Source organism: Parasaccharibacter sp. TMW 2.1884 (genome assembly GCF_023337695.1).
Lineage (GTDB): Bacteria > Pseudomonadota > Alphaproteobacteria > Acetobacterales > Acetobacteraceae > Bombella > Bombella apis.
On sequence record NZ_QORR01000001.1, the window covers coordinates 109,754 to 127,186 of the forward strand.

The 17,433-nt window shown below is 58.1% G+C and carries 14 protein-coding genes; 6 read left to right on the forward strand and 8 right to left on the reverse strand.

Annotation, left to right across the window (positions count from 1 at the left end; genetic code table 11):
• Positions 1-10 precede the first annotated feature (10 nt).
• The 3 genes from DTI93_RS00505 (at position 11) to purF (ending at position 2,524) form a co-directional block, all read left to right on the forward strand.
• Positions 11-334 (forward strand): hypothetical protein, encoded by a 324-nt coding sequence (locus tag DTI93_RS00505; protein ID WP_052349163.1) that lies wholly within the window; start codon positions 11-13, stop codon positions 332-334.
• A 52-nt stretch (positions 335-386) separates the two neighbouring features.
• Positions 387-941, forward strand: coding sequence for a CvpA family protein (locus DTI93_RS00510; RefSeq protein ID WP_081562928.1), 555 nt, complete (start codon positions 387-389; stop codon positions 939-941).
• A gap of 140 nt (positions 942-1,081) precedes the next feature.
• The gene (purF, locus tag DTI93_RS00515; protein WP_043560928.1) at positions 1,082-2,524 is read left to right on the forward strand and encodes an amidophosphoribosyltransferase; all 1,443 of its coding nucleotides are present in this window, start codon (positions 1,082-1,084) and stop codon (positions 2,522-2,524) included.
• A gap of 954 nt (positions 2,525-3,478) precedes the next feature.
• Here the strand turns inward: purF and DTI93_RS00520 are convergent.
• Entirely contained in the window at positions 3,479-3,721 is a 243-nt protein-coding gene (locus DTI93_RS00520) for a hypothetical protein (RefSeq protein WP_249079304.1), read from the reverse strand.
• A 394-nt stretch (positions 3,722-4,115) separates the two neighbouring features.
• On the opposite strand from DTI93_RS00520, the gene DTI93_RS00525 reads away from it, so the two are divergent.
• The 3 genes from DTI93_RS00525 to DTI93_RS00535 all read left to right on the forward strand — a co-directional run bounded on the left by DTI93_RS00525 (position 4,116) and on the right by DTI93_RS00535 (position 10,242).
• Complete coding sequence (locus DTI93_RS00525; RefSeq protein WP_249079306.1) at positions 4,116-7,967, forward strand: autotransporter outer membrane beta-barrel domain-containing protein; 3,852 nt, start codon at positions 4,116-4,118, stop codon at positions 7,965-7,967.
• 614 nt (positions 7,968-8,581) lie between these two features.
• The gene (locus DTI93_RS00530) at positions 8,582-9,916 is read left to right on the forward strand and encodes a GH32 C-terminal domain-containing protein (protein ID WP_249079308.1); all 1,335 of its coding nucleotides are present in this window, start codon (positions 8,582-8,584) and stop codon (positions 9,914-9,916) included.
• A gap of 11 nt (positions 9,917-9,927) precedes the next feature.
• Complete coding sequence (locus tag DTI93_RS00535) at positions 9,928-10,242, forward strand: hypothetical protein (RefSeq protein WP_249079311.1); 315 nt, start codon at positions 9,928-9,930, stop codon at positions 10,240-10,242.
• A 118-nt stretch (positions 10,243-10,360) separates the two neighbouring features.
• Here the strand turns inward: DTI93_RS00535 and DTI93_RS00540 are convergent, their stop codons facing one another.
• From DTI93_RS00540 to DTI93_RS00570, 7 genes are all read right to left on the reverse strand, one after another.
• Entirely contained in the window at positions 10,361-11,767 is a 1,407-nt protein-coding gene (locus tag DTI93_RS00540) for a lyase family protein (RefSeq protein WP_086441324.1), read from the reverse strand.
• 40 nt (positions 11,768-11,807) lie between these two features.
• Positions 11,808-13,475, reverse strand: a complete 1,668-nt coding sequence (locus tag DTI93_RS00545; RefSeq protein ID WP_249079313.1) for an NAD-dependent malic enzyme — start codon at positions 13,473-13,475, stop codon at positions 11,808-11,810.
• Between the two features lie 79 nt (positions 13,476-13,554).
• Positions 13,555-13,923 (reverse strand): hypothetical protein, encoded by a 369-nt coding sequence (locus DTI93_RS00550; protein ID WP_052349162.1) that lies wholly within the window; start codon positions 13,921-13,923, stop codon positions 13,555-13,557.
• Positions 13,920-14,381, reverse strand: a complete 462-nt coding sequence (ccmI, locus tag DTI93_RS00555; RefSeq protein WP_248630349.1) for a c-type cytochrome biogenesis protein CcmI — start codon at positions 14,379-14,381, stop codon at positions 13,920-13,922. Before ccmI ends, DTI93_RS00550 begins: the two co-directional genes overlap by 4 nt.
• A gap of 3 nt (positions 14,382-14,384) precedes the next feature.
• Positions 14,385-14,837: a cytochrome c-type biogenesis protein gene (locus DTI93_RS00560; protein WP_081562931.1), complete on the reverse strand. Its 453-nt coding sequence runs from the start codon at positions 14,835-14,837 to the stop codon at positions 14,385-14,387.
• A complete protein-coding gene (locus tag DTI93_RS00565) occupies positions 14,834-15,436 on the reverse strand; it encodes a redoxin domain-containing protein (protein ID WP_249079315.1) in 603 nt (200 codons plus the stop codon). The genes DTI93_RS00560 and DTI93_RS00565 overlap by 4 nt, the downstream gene beginning before the upstream one ends.
• Entirely contained in the window at positions 15,427-17,433 is a 2,007-nt protein-coding gene (locus tag DTI93_RS00570; RefSeq protein ID WP_408902095.1) for a heme lyase CcmF/NrfE family subunit, read from the reverse strand. The genes DTI93_RS00565 and DTI93_RS00570 overlap by 10 nt, the downstream gene beginning before the upstream one ends.

Sequence of the window (17,433 nt, forward strand, 5' to 3'; positions counted from 1 at the left end):
CAGGGTGGATATGATGGGAGCCGAAATGACACAGTCTGCACGATATGGGCCAGCCATGGCTGGGGTCAGAAACAAGGATGGGCAGGAATGCAAGATGCTGGCCGAGCAGGCTACCGATTGTCTTCTGGACTATCTGTACGGGGAGCCGAAGGCCCTGGTCGAGGATAGTGCGGTGTTCCTGCTGGAGATACGGAAGATATGGCAGCAGCATGGTGTGGATGAAAGTGCCATCTGGCAGGAACTGAGTGAGCGGATTGACCTTTCATCCGATTTGCTGAAACGTGGCATCCGGGCCCGCAAGGGGGGCCGTTACCGCTCCACGAAACTGCCCTGACAGGCTGGTGGCAGGTAGCGGGATTGATGGTGGAAGAGCGACGGGAGCCGCAATGACAGGCCTGCACGGAACATTTCTGGAGCATCTTGGCGCGATGGACTGGGCCATGCTGGTTCTTGTTGGCCTGTCGGCCCTCTGGGGGCTGGTGAGAGGGCTTTCGCACGAGAGCGGAGCCCTGCTGGTCTGGATAGGCAGTTTCTGGCTGGTAGGCCGCTGGGGGGGCGTGGCCTTGTCCCATCTGGCTCCGCTTGTTTCTCCTACCTTTCAGGGGACGGCTGTTTTCACCTGGGGCGGGCGGCTGGGGCTGTTCGTTCTGGTCATGATTGTTCTGAATCTGGTGACCAGCCAGCTGGCCCGTGGCATGAGAGGGCTGCTCTCCGGCCCGTTGGACGCACTGCTTGGGGCTGGTTTCGGGCTGGTGCGGGGTTATGTCGTGCTGGTGCTGCTCTTCTGTGCGGGCAGCTATCTGGCGCAGGACTGGCTGGAAGCCGCCATGCAGGGGAGCGTCCTTGCACCTTTCGTGGTGCGTGGCGTGGCTTTTTTGCAGGGATATATACCGCTTTCATGGTCGGAACATCTTGCCTTTCTGCCATCGAATAGCCATTGAAGGGGGGTCGCAGGCATCACCCTGACGGACAGGCTGCCCTGAAGAAGGGCAATGGCCGGTTTTTTCAAGGGGTTGGCTGCCTGTGCCGCTGTGCCACTTAGATATGAGCGGGATTCGCCCGTCAGGTTTGCTCCATCGATATGTCTTTTCCTGAATCGTCCAGTCGTCCCTATGAGGAATGTGGTGTTTTTGGTGTCTGGGGTGTGCCGAATGCGGCAGCGCTGACAGCTCTCGGCCTGCATGCCCTCCAGCATCGTGGTCAGGAGGCGGCCGGTATCGTCAGTTTTGATGGCGATACGTTCCACCAGCACAAGGCGCTGGGCCTCGTCGGAGATGTGTTTGGCAATCAGGACGTGATAGCAGGCCTGCCGGGGGAGGCGGCCATAGGGCACAACCGTTATGGCACAACGGGTGGCAGCCATGTGCGCAATGTCCAGCCCATCTATGCCGATTACGCCTTTGGTGGTCTGGCCGTGGCACATAATGGCAATCTGACCAATGCCGCCACCCTGCGCAAGGCGCTGGTAAAGCGTGGCTGTATTTTTCATTCCACGATGGATACGGAGGTCATCGTCCATCTTGTCGCCATTTCGCTCTATGACACGGTGATCGAGCGGTTGATGGATGCGGCAAAGAAGATCAAGGGGGCTTATTCCCTCATTACCCTGACACCGGATGACGGGATGCTGGGGATGAGGGACCCGCTGGGCGTGCGACCGCTGGTTCTGGGCCGCATGCCCGGGCATGAGGACAAACAGGGCGGCTGGGTGCTGGCCAGTGAGACCTGTGCGCTGGACATCATCGGTGCTGATTATGTGCGTGACATCGAGCCGGGTGAAATTGTCGTCATCAATGCGGATGGGGTGAAATCTCTCTGGCCGTTTGGGGATATTGGCCGCCGGTTCTGCATTTTTGAATACATCTATTTTGCCCGGCCGGATTCCGTGCTGGAGGGACAGTCCGTCTATGAAGTGCGAACCCGCATCGGTGGCGAATTGGCCCGGGAGAGTGGGGTCGACGCTGATGTGGTCGTGCCTGTGCCGGATTCTGGCGTGCCTTCTGCCATCGGGTATGCTCATGAGAGTGGCCTGCCTTATGAGATGGGCATCGTGCGCAACCATTATGTGGGCCGGACGTTCATCCAGCCGACTGATCAGGTCCGTAATCTTGGCGTGAAGATGAAACACTCGGCCAATAAGGCCGTGCTGGAAGGACGCCGGGTCATTCTGGTGGACGATTCCATCGTGCGCGGCACAACATCCCGCAAGATTGTGGACATGGTCCGGGCAGCGGGAGCGAAGGAAGTGCACATGCGCATCACTTCTCCACCGACCAAACATCCCTGCTTCTACGGGATTGATACGCCCTCCGAGAAGCATCTTCTGGCCGCCCGTCATTCGCTGGAAGAGATGTGCAAGGCCATCAATGCGGACAGTCTGGCGTTCATCAGTTTCGATGGCCTCTACCGTGCCCTTGGTCATCAGGGGCGCCCGGTGGAGAACCATACAAACTGCGATGCCTGCTTCTCCGGGGATTATCCCATCACACTGGTGGACAAGGATGGCAATCTGATCCAGCAGTAAGCGAGAATTTGGCTGATTGGCTTAGGGGAAAGCCCGCATGGCGTGTCCATGCGGGCTTTTTTTGTGTGGTTGAAAAGTCACAGAATGAAATTAAGTTAACTTTATGTAAGGAATTGTCTTTCTGTGAATAGGAATGGCAATAAAATATGTATATACATAGAGTATGTCCTTTTGATTCTTTGGAGTGAGAACGGTGCCTAGGTATAATCTATTTTCTTTTAAGGGATTTGGTAATCTAGATTTTTGTTCTTCTTCTTGTAAAGGACATCATAATAAGAAAAGATATCTCGGATGTATTGGAATGTCTGTGAGCGTTCTGGCTTTGACGGTCGGGGTGATGGGTGTTGTTCAGGCTGATGTCATGCAGCCGATGGACGTTATTACGCAGGTGAATGGTCAATCTGGTACTGTAACTGTTTCAGTGCCGGTAGGGCAGGAAGTATTGTTCGGAAGTGGAAATAATAACTACGATGGACTTTCGAATAATGATTACAATAAACTGAGTGATCTTAACCTTATAAGTGGAGGGAAGAGTCCATATAATAGTTATGTGTCATACTATTCAATAAATGCTAACACTTTAAAATTAGAAGGTGGTGGCTCCCTTTCGGTAGGTGGAGGAAATATAGGATTTTCATCAAATGATATAAAAACAATAAATATAGACAATGGAATACTTATTGATATTCAGGACGGCAACAGTGGTGGGGGTGTTGCTTCTGGTTTGAAGAATTTATATCCAAACAGCAATATAAAAGAGGTGTCATATCCTGATTTGAATATTAAAGATGGAAGTTTTTTGCGCATAAATTCCGCTCAAAATAGTATTTATAATTCTTTTAATTCAATAAATGGCAGTGGAGGTATCTCTCTTATTAACACGAAGACTCCTATACAGGGAGATGGTTCTCAATTCTCTGTTGTCGGAAAATTGTACATATATGGTTCTGGGAGTCATTTTTCAGGTTCTATTAAAGGTGATGGGAACTTAGATATGGCAGGTTTCCCATCATCAAATACTAAGTACGTTTCTTCTGGTTCAAATTCGTCATATTCGGTAGTATATCCGCTTTTTTCTGTAAATTCTTCTTTTTCAGATTTTAAACAGGTAAAAATTAACAATCTTGGATTATTTGATATTTCAGGTAACGGATACCATTCGGGAGAGGATATTACGCCAAGACAGATGGGGAACACATTTCTTCACGCTGGAGCAGAGGTAGATGTTGGGGAGCTTCGGGTTGCTGGAGGGTATGATAACGGATACTTCACTGAGAGTACATCAAACGGTCCTGTATATGGTGGAGGTGGAGTTGATTCTAATAATGCAACGCTTGTTGTAAGTGATGAGGGGACGTCTTTACATACTGAACAGCTGGTTGTAGGTCAGCAGACTGGCCGTGTGCCTTCCTCCGTCATGTCTCTTTTTACGTCTAATCCTGATTTGGGTTTTACCCCGTTTTATGGGGCGTCTCATGGGACATTATGGATTGCTAATGGTGCAGCTCTTTTTGTGTCCGGCGGCGGGATTAATGGTGGTGTTTATCTCGGGAATTCAGCAGGGAATGGCCCGGATGATCGAACAAATGGCATGAATACCAATCCTTATTATTCTGAAGGTGAAGCTCATGGTGTCATTCATGTCACTGGGAATCAGGTCGGGTATGATGCGTCCGGTAATTTTGTCAATCCGGGTACGGTGGGTCAGTCTGCTCAGCTGAATCTCCAGAATGGTGGTCTCTGGATCGGCCCAGTCGATGGCGGGAAAGGGTCTGGCGACATCATCGTTGATCATGGTGGGCAGCTGAATCTGGACAGTTCCTTTGCCGTTCTGGGCGGCCAGAATGGTGCGGGTAACATAGCCATCAATCAGGGTGGTACGGCCACGGTGACGGGTATGAAGCCGCTTGGTCTCGTGCCGGAAAATCAGGGATCAACCTTCAACACGCAGCGGCAGGGCACCTTTACGGTCTCGGATGGTGGTAGCTTGAACATCGGTACGGCTACGAGTGCCGGTAGTCTGAAGCTGTATGGTGACCTGAATCTTGCCGGAGGCAGCACGACAACCTTTTATGAAGGGACGACCTCAGACAAAGGGAATAAGGGGGATGCCTATAATTCCCATGCTGAAGTCAGCGGCAATGTAACGCTGGGTGGCAACATTCAGATTGCGGGAATTGTCGGGCAGAACAGGGGGCAGAATGGTGCTGTCGATGTTGGCATCTATCATCTGATCGATTATACGGGCACGCTTTCCGGGCAGCAGCAGGCCACGCTGCTGCCAACCAGAGCCGGGCAGATGCTCAGCTACGTCCATGATGACGCAGCAAAGAGTGTTGACGTCATGGTAGCTCAGGTCACCACAGATGGGAGAGGAACAGGCGGTACAGCCAACACGTCGGGGACTGGCACGGCGACTGGTGCAGACAATACGGGTGCGGCTACGGCCCATGAGGGCACGACTGGCGGTACGGGTACGTCTGGTAGTGGGGAGAAAACACAGCAAATTACTTTGACATCATGGTCTGGTGGTGATGCCGTCATGACTTCATATGGTGTTTTTGATGGACAAATGGGTTCTCCTATAGCTCCCCCAAATTTTGTTGGATCAGGCGGGACAATTACGGTTGAAGGGAGCGGCTTGCAGCCTACTCAGGCCTCCGTCGTCAATTTCGGCTCTGGTGGCTATGCGCTGACCGGTGGGGCACTGGCAGCGGTGCCAACCAGCAATGGCCAGAACATGTTGGGCGTGAATGCCGAGGCAGGGCGTAGTGGCACGATTGCCACGTCCATCGTGGATGATGGTCCGTCCAAGACAGGCCTGATGAAAACGGGGACTGGAACCGTCACGCTGGCGGGTCGGAACGATTATGGCGGTGCCACAGGTGTGCTGGCCGGCACGCTGGACGTGGCCCGGAATGCGGTGATCTCCGACAGGAGCCAGGTTTCCGTGGCACAGGGGGCTGAGCTGGATGTGGCTGGACAGGTTGGCCGCATCGTGAACAACGGCACGCTTTCCGTGACTGGTCAGACGGGGGACGTGTCCAACAGCAGTGGTCAGGCCACCATTTCCGGTACGGGGCAGGTGGCCTCCATGACCAATATGGGCACGGTGCAGCTGAGCGGCCAGGGCAGGGTGACAGGAACGCTGGACCAGCAGTCCGGTATGGTCACGCTGGCGGACAGTGCCAGCATCGGCACGCTGAAGAGCAATGGCTCGCAGGAGCTTGACCAGGTTGCCGGACTGGACCGGACGGATGGCCGGATGAGTGCCAGCCGTCAGGCCTATGTGGAGGCGCAGCTTTCCAGAACGACAGACCCGCAGACCCGGTCCCTGCTGCTGGCGGTGCATGATAACATGACGGGAAATTCCGGAGCCGTACTGGGTGACCTGAAGGGAGCGGGAAATCTTTTCGTCGTTGCCGACAATGCGAAGGCCGGGATCGGCACCCTGACGGGCTATGGCACGGGGTATCTAGGGAACGGTTCGACGCTGACGCTGACAGGGAGCAACACCTCTTATGGTGATGCCTTGTTCGGTCAGGGCGGGCTGATCGTTCAGGGGCAGAATGTCGTCTTCAGGGGGACGAACTATTATTCTGGTGGCACGGAGATTGCCCAGGAGGCTGATGTCACGGCTGGAACGCAGTCTCTGGGCACGAACGGCATTGCCGTGGACGGTACGCTGACGGTCGAGGAGAATGGCACGGAAAGTCTCGATAATTCCCTGAGCGGTTCCGGAACCTTCAACAAGACCGGAACGGGTTTCCTGACGTTGGCCCAGTCTGTTGATGACAGTCATTTCGACGGCACGACGAACGTGCGTCAGGGCGGGCTGGCCGTGAACGGCACGCTTGGTGGTGCCACGAACGTGGCCGCCGGGGCCATGATCTCCGGCAGCGGGACGGTCCACAACCTGTCCTTGGACCCGAACGCTTCCCTTGGCGTGACGCTGGATGGCGGTAAGGGAGCAGCCACATCGCTGACGCTGGCAGGTACCGAGAACCACCTGAACGGGGCACAGGTTGCGGCTACGGTCAGCAATCTGTCCAGTATGGCCATGCGGCAGCATTACAGGACAACTATCTTGAAATTGGCCGATGGGGCCCTAGCTACCGGTAAGTTGGGTGAGAAGGCCCGGATGTCCAGCAGTGATGAGGGGGCGGTATCCCCTCTGAGCACGGCTTTCCTGAGTGGTATGGTATCGGAAGCGCAGGATGGACGCAGCTGGATTATGGATTATGTGCGTGTGGCGAATTTCAATGCCTATGCGCAGGACCGTAACGAGCGGCAAGTTGCCGGCAGTCTGGACCGGGCTGGGACATCGGCAGGCTTCATGGATGCCCTAGCCGGGTCCGCCATGCAGACGGGTGAGCAGGTCCGCGGGGCTTATAATGCCCTCTCGGGTGAGATCAATGCCAGTGCCAAGACGGCGATGGTCAATGACAGTTTCTATGTTCAGGAAACCGTGGTGGACCGTCTGGACTGTGCAGGGGATGCGCTGCGTGCCCATGCCCATGATGGCAGGGAGCAGACGAGCGGTTACTGCGATGTGGATCCGACCCGTCATGTCTCCGTCTGGGGGACGGTCTATGGACAGAAGGGTGGCCAGTCCGGTGGAGCTGCCGGTGCGGCGCATATGGGCCAGTCCAGCGTGGGCTGGATCATGGGGGCTGACACGGGGCTGAAAGGTGGCTGGCGTCTTGGCGGGCTTCTGGCCTATGGGCGTGACTGGTTCAGTGTGCAGTCAGGCCGTGGCTCTTCGGCCCATGCCAATTCCGCCACCATCGGTGCCTATGTGGGAAATGCGTGGCGTGTCGGTGGGCTGACGGACAATGCGGCCATCACCTTCAAGGGAGGCCTCAGCTATTCTTGGAACATGCTGCATACGAGCCGTCGTGTCACCTATGGTGATTATGCGGGTCGTCTGTCCTCCAACAACCGGACCGGCACGGGGCAGGCCTTTGTAGAGACGGGGTATCGCATGGTTTTTGCCAGTGAGAGCCGCCTCCCGCTTGAGGTCGAGCCTTTTGCCCGGATGACCTACCTGAACTATGACCAGACCGGCTTCCATGAACATGGAGCTGAGACGGCTCTTGCCGTGAAGGGACGCAACAGTTCCATCGGGTTCTCCACGGTCGGGGTCAAGCTGGCCACGAGCGTGAATATTGGCAGGGTTATCTTCTCGCCTCATCTGGAGGCCGGATACCGTCGGGCCTTCGGGCGGACGAACGCCTCCGTGCGGGAAGGGTTCTCCACGCTGGGTGATGGGTATGGCATGAGCGTGCAGGGGACCCCACTTTCTGTCAGTACGGCGCAGATCAACACGGGTTTTGCGGCGCATCTGACGGACCGGATCGACGTGAATGTCGATTATGTCGGTCAGTATGGCGGGCATCAGACCAGCTCTGGCGGGTCTGGGAACTTCCGTTACAAATTTTAAATTAAATGGAGGAAGGTCGTTCAGGAGGCGGCCCCTGTCTGATGGATCAAAGGGAAAGCCCGCATGGTGTGTCCATGCGGGCTTTTTCTGTAGAGGCTGGCACATGAGTATCCCTTCTGGTGGTTCATGAAAGCAATTATGAAAATTGATTTTTGTTAATATAATGTACTGTTTCATGAGTATGGGCGTTGATAGTGGTAAATTAATCTGTCAAATCATTAATTTAGAATCAACATACCAATGTTGTTTGTCATTTTATGGTCACGATTCTTATTTTTGATAATATTTGCCGTAGATGGCACAATTTTTATGGCAACGCTCTCATGAGACGGGGCCATGTGTGCCCTATCGGTACTGTCATCGGATTTTTTCGCGAAAGGTTTTTGTCTATGACGGACCTGTCCAATGTTTCGGTAGCGTATTATCCTAAGAGGCATCTGGCTCCTGTACCGGTCCCCGGCAGACACAAATGGCAGAATGACGGTCAAAACTACGTTTATGACCGGAAGGCCAGACTGTGGAGGACGTGGGCTCTGGGAAACCCGGAATGGACTCCTAACAGCGGTTTTCCAACGACGTCGTGGATTTCTTATAGCGGCCCTACCATCGATGCGATGACGTCGGATGATGATCGTGAGCCTTCCGGCAAGGATGTCTTCATCGACAAGAATAGCAGTCTTTCCGGCACGTACTGGTCCGGAAGTGTGTGGGTGGATGAAGAAGACAGGCTGGGCCGTGGTCGGGGCAGTGTCTATTATTACATATCTGGCCCGGCCCCTGTCTTGCAGGCCATATATCTCCTGGTGGCGAAGAGGCTCGGCGAGGTTCCGTACAATTTGGGGATATGCTGTTCTCCTGATCTCGTGCCGGAATCCGTGCGTGATGAGGGGCGGGACTTCAGGGACTGCCGTGTATTCTGGGATGACGATAACAGCCAGCTGGTGATGGCAACGACGATCGGAACACGATTTGCGTTCTTTCGCAGCGTTAATGGGACGTCATGGGATTTTCTTTCCAGCATGGAAGGACCAGGACCGCTGGTGGAGTGCCCCAATGTCATGAAGCTGAAAATCGTCGATGATCATGGGAATACTCTGGGACATAAGTGGGCGATACTGGGAGCCGTGCAGGGTGATTATCCTGGTGGGACCCAGTCGCATGAATGCTGTGTGGCTTGGTTGGGGGCGTGGGATGGCACGCAGTTTATTCCGGATGAGCAGGCCAAGGCCATCCCTCTGGATTACGGGCCGGATTCCTATGCGACCGTGGCAGGCCGCAATGGCAGGTCGACCTATGTGGGGTGCTGGCTGGGTAATTGGGATTACTCGCTTCTGCCTTCACCCTATAAGGGTTTCCAGAACATCCAGTCCTATCCCAGGGCTTGCTGGATACAGACTGACTACAGTGGCCGGCAGAAAGTCTACACATGTCCTGTGGAAAAAGCGGATGGTATCACTGGGATAGGGGGCCCCAGGCAGACGATAGGTGGTGAGGGCAATCCTGATTTTGCGTCAGATGAGGTAGAGACGTCGGACTGCTATCGTCTGGATGTTGTGCTGGATCAGGTTGATGGTCACTGGCCAGAGGAAGTACGCATATCCGTCAATAAGGGCCGGGTGGAAGGCACGGAGTACAGTACCGACCTGATCATCTACCGGAGCGGTCAGATCACGTTTGACAGGACCAGAGCAGGCATCCTGTATCCCGGCTATCCCAATGAACCACCTGAGGGCTGGGGAAAGACGTATTCCATTCCGGCAGGTCTGAAGAGCAATGCGACTTCCAACATGATCATCACCATCCTGATCGATACCAGCAGCCTGGAAGTGTTCATCAATGGAGGCCAGACGTCCCTGACAGGGCTGGTCTTTCCACCGAAGGGATGTACGGGGGTCAACATTACGTCAACGCAGCCTGTTCATGTGTCCGTTTCGACAAGTGATTATTGAGGTTAGGATCAATGTCTGAGATCATTACCAACACGCTCATCGTGGAGAGGGATCACATCCGTTTCAGGGTGGCTGCCGGTAACGGCGATTACATCCGGTTCCCTGTGAGTTTTCTCAGTGACAAGGTTATGGTTATTGTCCCGTCTTACTACGATGGCAATGTCTTCAATACGTGCGGTGTGACAAAAGAGCATGTCTGTGACCGTTACGGGTTCACGCTGAGCAAGCTGGCCCATAATCAGGGGCGGACTGCTTTCTGGAACAGCTCCAGAGACCCGGTTGATGTTATTGCCTATGGCCGTCTGCCTAGAAGCCATCGTGTCTGAGAGACGGATCATTCTTTTTCCTGTCGCTGCTTCATCTCGGTGACAGCAGCATGACATGGCAGAAGGGGCCTGACGGAGCAGTCCGTTGGGCCCCTTTCATTTACGTGGAGATAGATTTTCAGCCCTTGGGTGGTTTGATGTTCGGCTGGAGCATCAGTTTCGGGTCGGCCACACGGTCATACTCCTCACCCGTCATGAAGCCGAGAGCCAGCGCACTCTGGCGGGGGCTGAGACCGTTCTCCACGGCATGGTGAGCGACCTGCGAGGCTCTGTCATACCCAATGCTGGGGGACAGGGCCGTGACCAGCACAAGGGAATGGTCCAGCTGCTGGCGGATATGGTCCTCATTGGCGGTCGTGCCCTCGATGAGGAAGCGGCGGAAATTCTCCATGCCGTCATGCAGCAGGGTCAGGCTCTGCATGATGTTCTGGATCATCACGGGCTTGTAGGCGTTCATGTCCAGCATTCCGCCAGCGCCCGCCATGCCCACGACCACGTCATTACCCATGACCTGAAGGCACAGCATCGTCAGGGCTTCGGCCTGCGTGGGGTTGATCTTGCCGGGCATGATGGAAGAGCCGGGTTCATTCACCGGCAGGTTCAGCTCACCCAGCCCCGCCCGGGGTCCGCAGGCCAGCAGGCGGATGTCGTTGGCGATCTTGAAGAGGCTGCCCGCCAGCGTCCGCAGGGTAGAGGAGAGATGCACCAGAGCATCATGTGCTCCCTGCAGGGCAAATTTGTTGGCCCCGCTGGTGAAGTCCAGCTGGGTGAGGCGGGCAATCTCCTTGCAGGCCCGGGCAGCGAACTGCGGGTCGGTGTTCACGCCCGTACCAAGGGCTGTCCCCCCCAGAGCCAGCGGCAGCAGTCCGTCACGGGCCTGCTCCAGCCGCTGGAGGTTGTCTTCCAGCATCCCGGCATAGCCTTCCCATTCCTGTCCCAGCGTGATGGGCACGGCATCCTGAAGATGTGTCCGCCCTACCTTGACGATGTGCTTCCACTGTGCGGCTTTGTGGGCAATGGCCCCGTGCAGGCGTTCCAGCGCCGGGATCAGGCGGCGATGGGCCGTCAGGGCGCTGGCGATGTACATGGCACTGGGAAAGGTGTCGTTGGTGGATTGTGCCATGTTTACATGGTCATTCGGGTGCAGCGGCTTCTTGCTGCCCAGTTTCTGCCCGGTCATCTGGCTGGCCCGGTTGGCGATGACCTCATTGACATTCATGTTGAACTGCGTGCCGGAGCCAGTCATCCAGACATGGAGAGGGAAGTGCCGGTCATGCATTCCGCTCATGATCTCGTCACAGATGCGGACGATGAGCTCTGCCTTGTCCTTTTCCAGCCGTCCGCTGGCCGCATTGGCTACGGCGCAGGCCCGCTTGAGAATGGCATAGGCCTCGATCATCTCACGGGGGATGAGTTCCTGCCCGATGCTGAAATAGCGGAGTGACCGCTGGGTCTGGGCCCCCCAGAGGGCTGTCTGGGGAACGTCGATCGGGCCGAGGCCATCAGTTTCTGTACGGTTTGCCATGATGAAGAGGTCCTGCCGGAAGTAGGGTGAAAAGGGAGGGTCAGGCTGCCCGGTAGGGCTGGTAGCGGGGCCGCCAGCTCAGGGTGGAGAGGGCTTTCTGCAAGGCTTCATCATCAAGGGCAGGGCAGAGCTGTTCTTCCTGGGCCTGCCGGGCTACGGCGTGGGCAACCTTCAGGGCGACATCATGAATGGTCTCAATGGGGGGAAGCAGGTTGCTGCCCCCGGCCTGCATCGGGGAGAGGGCCGCAACAGCCTGTGCTGCGGCCATGATCATCCCCTCGCTGATGTTTTCTGCCTTGCAGGCCAGCGCCCCCAGCCCAAGACCGGGGAAGATGTAGGAATTGTTGGTCTGGTCAATGATGATGCTGCGGTCATCAAGTTCAACCGGGGAGAACGGGCTGCCCGTGCTGACGATGGCCCGTCCGCCTGTCCATGTCAGAATGTCCATCGGAGTGGCCTCGACATGGCTTGTCGGGTTGGAGAGAGGGAAGATGAGGGGATGGGAGCAGTATGACGCCATCTCCCGGATCATGGCTTCCTTGAAGAGGCCCGCCTGACCGGAAACACCAATGAGGATGGTCGGGTGATTCTTGCTGATGACCTCCGCCAGAGTCCGGCCCTGTCCATTCTGGGCTGTTTCATCCTGCCGGGCAAAGAGGGCCTGCCCTTCGCTCAGCCCGTCCATGTCATGGGTCAGCAGGCCTTGGCGGTCCACGATATAGAAACGCTTCAGGGCCTCTTCCTGCGACAGCCCTTCGGCCTTCATGGCGGCAAGGAGAAGCCCGGCAATGCCAATACCCGCCGCACCGCCGCCTGCAAAGGCAATGCACTGCTGCTCCAGTGTTTCGCCTTTGGCCTTCAGGCCGCTGAGGATGGCAGCCGTGGCAATGCCTGCCGTGCCCTGAATGTCATCATTGAAGCTGGGTATACGGTTCCGATAACGCTGGAGAAGTGGTGCGGCATTGCGTCCGGCAAAATCCTCCCAGTGCAGCAGGCAGCCCGGCCAGCGCGCCTGAAGGGCCGTTACGAATTCCTCGATGAAGTCTTCATAGTCCTGCCCTCTCAGGCGGGGGGTGCGGCTGCCGATATAGGTAGGGTCATTGCGGAGGGCGACGTTGTCCGTCCCGACATCCAGCATGATGGGCATCATCAGGGCTGGATTGATCCCGGCGCAGGCCGTGTAGAGGGAAATCTTGCCAATGGGGATGCCCATGCCATTGGCTCCCAGATCGCCCAGCCCGAGGATGCGCTCACCATCCGTGACGATGACAAGGCGGATGTCGTCATTGGGGATGGCAGCCAGCCGACCTGCCATGTGCCCACGGTCCGACCCGGAGAGAAAGAGCCCCCGTGGTTTCTGCCAGATTCTGGAGAACTCCTGACAGGCCTGCCCTACACCCGGTGTGTACACGACAGGCATGAGCTCCGTGAGATACTTCTGCAACAGGGCATAGAAGAGGGTCTCGTTCGTGTCCTGTATGGCACGGAGGCGAACATGCCGGTCCAGCATGTCCGTTTCACTCATGATGTTTTCATAGGCCTGTGCGACCTGCTCTTCCAGCGTGTGGATGCCGGGTGGAAGGAGACCATGTAGCCCCAGGGCCGTGCGTTCTTCCCAGGGGAAGGCGGTGCCCTTGTTCAGGAGGGGATCATTCAGCACTGCCATGCCACGCTGGGTGACGGGATGGGAAGATGGCGTAGCGGACATGGGTATGATCCTCCGGAATCATGCAGGCTGGAAAACGGGGCAGATGATAGGCTCATGAAGGGTGAAAAGGAACCCGCCTTCAGTCTTTGTGGAGGTGCAGCCACCGGTCTCCGGCAAAGCGGAACTGGGCAAAGATGAACCCTACGGCCAGTCCTGCCAGCATGAGCAGAATCAACCATGGGGAGAAGGGGGCGAAGAGCTGGGGAAAAAGCAGCCGGGTGAGGCCAAGGACCAGCGCCAGACCGCAGAGAGAGGAGAGCAGGACCTCCCGTTTCACAGGGCCATAATGTTTTTCGGCCCGGCAGTGCGGGCAGACACTGGCCGTGTTCTGTAGCGGCTGATGGCAGCAGGGGCAGGCACTCATGCTGCGTGGGGGCAGGCTTTGCGGGGTGCTGTCCAGACGGGTGGCCGCACTGCGTGTCAGGCGGGGGAGTGGACCGGGTTTCATGGCTGTTGGCCACTCTGGGAAGTGGATGATGGTGTCATGGTGCTGGCCGGTGGGCTGATGGGCGAGGTCCTGAAGGCGGATGCTGGAATCTGGCTGGCAGGCTGCGGTCCGAAGAAGGGCTGGCCATTGATGGCATAGAGCAGCAGGGCCAGCAGGGGGATGAGCAGCAGGGTGGCAAGGCCGATGATCTTGTGGGCATTGCCTGCACCGGAGAGGCTCTGGGGCGGGGTGGAGACATGGTTGACGATCTCCCGCTCCGTCTCGATGCGGGCTGCATCATAGGGCTGTTTTTCCAGCAGGCCGGCCTTCCGGTCCCGTTCCAGCGAATCAAGCCGACGTCTGTAGAGGGACAGGGTGGGGTCGTCCGTCTGGCTGGAGACCTTCATCCGCAGGATGAGGCTGAGGCCGATGGGCAGCCCGATGAACAGGCAGATGAGGGCAACGATCAGCAGTGACATGGGTCAGTCCTTTTTCAGCAGGCTGTCCAGAGTGCGGCGTTCTTCCGGTGTGAGGGGTGCCGGTGGCGGAGCGGGACGGTACCAGAAACGGCAGGCCAGAAGCAGGGCCACCATGAGGCCGAGCAGGGGCATGAGCCAGAGCAGCGCCGTGGCTGGCGAGAAGGCGGGGCGAAGCCGGATGAATTCTCCGTATCGCTGGACCATCCAGGCCCTGATCTCTTTTGCCGTATGTCCCTGCTGGAGCTGCTGGCGGACAGCATGGCGCAGGTCCCTGGCCAGAGGGGCAGAACTTTCCTCGATGCTTTCATTCTGGCAGACGAGGCAGCGGAGCTGCTGGCCGATCTGCTGGGCCTTCCGCTCAAGAGCCGGGTCAGACAGCATCTCATCCGGCGTGTCCACGGCCAGACAGGTCGGGCTGACGAGAAGCAGCAGGAGCAGGGTGACGGCCAGCCTCATGGTGCTGCCTCCAGATGCGGAACGACACGGGTCTGGTAGACCGCCTCCGTCAGGCCACCCGTTCCATGCCAGACAATCCGTCCGCCCATCTGCGGGTCAGGCATGATGAGAAAGGCTTCCGGCACGCCGGTCACGCCCCATTCAATGGCGGCCTGTCCATCCTGATCCAGACCAAGCCGGGTGAAAGGCTGGCCTGCCCGTTCCAGCCAGCGGGCGGCACTGGCGGGCTGGTCTTTGTAGCAGAGGCCCCAGAGGGCCAGCGGTGCATCACGCTTCTTCCGGGGAGCGGCGAGGGAGGCGGCAAGCTGGCTGATGAACGGGATTTCTTCCACGCAGGGCAGGCACCATGAGGCCCAGACAGACAGCAGGACCGGCTGCGTCATGGTCCTGAAATCTTCCCGGGTCAGCCCGGCCTGTCCGGGCAGGGAGGAGAGGGCGGGGAACTCCGGCACGGGCTGGCCCGTCAGCGGGGTGTTGATGGCTCTGGGATCAAACTGCCCCCGATCCAGTCCATGAAGCATCCTGATGAATCCAAGTCCCAGCCCGGCAGCCCCCAGGGCGGGCAGGGCGGCCAGAAGATGGCGGCGTGTCAGCGGCATGATCTGAGCTTCCCTTCCACCGGTTTCGGACGCCGCCGTGAGGGGAGCAGATGCAGCCCCCCGCCAAGGGCCATGATGATGCCGCCCAGCCATATCCATGAGGCCAGAGGATTTTCATGCAGGCGCAGGATGGCACTGTAATGGCTCTGCCCCTGTGGGTCACGCTCTTCCTTCACGCTGCCAAGGGCAGCATAGAGGTCTTCCAGCGGGCGGTGGAGGATGGCGACATGCAGTGTACGCTGCCCCTGCCGGGGGAAGAGGCGGATCTCTGGCGTCAGTTCGGTGAGAACCGGCCCGTGGGCATCGTGATGGCGGATGGTCAGGTGTGCTTCCACGGCCTCATAATTGGGGCCGTGATGGGCGGTCAGGGCGGTCAGTTCCCAGTCCCGCCCGGTCAGCGTGGCATGGGTGCCGGGTCTGGCCTCTATGAGGCGTTCCTGGCTGCCCGCCATGCCGCAGAGACCGAGGATGGTCACCCCCACGCCGACATGGGCCAGGCTGGCGGCCCAGAGACTGCGGGGCAGGCGGTGCAATTGGCGGTTGCCTTCAGGCAGGCCACGCAGACGGAGGATCAGGTCACAGAGGGCGGCGCTGATGACCCACAGGGCCAGCAGGGCCGACAGGGCCGCCAGTGGTGTGGGGAACAGCCAGAAGGCGGGCAGGATGTTTCCGGCCGTGATGAGCAGGGCCGGGGCCAGACGGGGCAGGAGCCTGTCCGCTCTGGTCTGTCGCCATGGCAGGGCCATGCTCACCCCCATGACGGCCAGAAGTGGCAGGGTGAGCGGAATGGTCGTGGCGTCAAAGAAGGGTTTGCCAACGGAGAGGGTGCGGCCAAAGAGCAGCTGCATGAAGGGGGGGTAGAGCGTCCCCGTCAGCACGACGGCGCAGAGCGTGCAGAGCAGGATGTTGTTGAGCAGCAGCGCACTCTCACGGGAGAGGGGCGAGAAACCTGCCTGCGGGGTGGGCAGGGCAGGAGCACGGATGGCGAAGAGCAGCAGGCTGCCGCCGCCATACAGGCCCAGAAGCCCCAGAATGAACAGCCCCCGGGCCGGGTCGTTGGCGAAGGCATGGACGGAATTGAGAATGCCCGACCGGACGAGGAACGTCCCGGAGAGGGAAAAGGCAAAGGTGGCAATTGCCAGCAGCAGGCAACAGACGTGCAGCAGATTGCGTTTCTCCACGACCAGAACGCTGTGCAGCAGGGCCGTGCCCGTCAGCCATGGGATGAGGGCGGCATTTTCCACCGGGTCCCAGAACCAGTATCCCCCCCATCCCAGCACGGAATAGGACCACCATGACCCGAGCGTGATTCCCAGCGTCAGCAGGGCCCAGGCACTGATGACCCACGGGCGCATGTGGCGGGCCCAGAGCGCATTAGCCCTGCCGTCCAGCAGTGCACTGATGGCAAAGGCGAAGGGCACGGCAAAGCCGACATAACCGCTATAGAGCAGCGGGGGATGCACGGCGAGGCCGGGGTCCTGAAGGAGCGGATTCATGCCCATCCCGTCGGCCGGAACGGGCCAGAGCCGCAGGAAGGGGTTGGAGGTCGTCAGGCAGAAGAGCTGGAAGCCAGCTCCCACCAGTCCCAGCAGGGCCAGAAGCCGTGCCCGCAGGCGGAGGGGCAGCCCTTCCGGCCGGGCGGCACTCTGGCCGGGGAGAAGGGCCAGCCCTGCACACCAGAGGCTCAGCAGCGTGACCCAGAGCAGGAGGGAACCCTCATGATTGCCCCAGAGACCGGCGATCTTGTAGGCCCACGGCTTGTTGATGGCCGAGGTTTCGGCAATGAGTTTCAGGGAAAAATCATTGCCCAGAGAGGCGGTGACGAGGCAGGCCCATGCGAAAAGCAGGGCAAGACATTGGCTGAGGGCCAGAGGGCGGGCCAGGGCCGTCAGGGGGCTGTCCGTCCGGCGGAGACCGGCCAGCGGCAGGACACCCTGCATGAGGGCCAGGGCACAGGCCAGAGCCAGCGCAAAATGCCCGCCCTCGGGGCAGAAGAT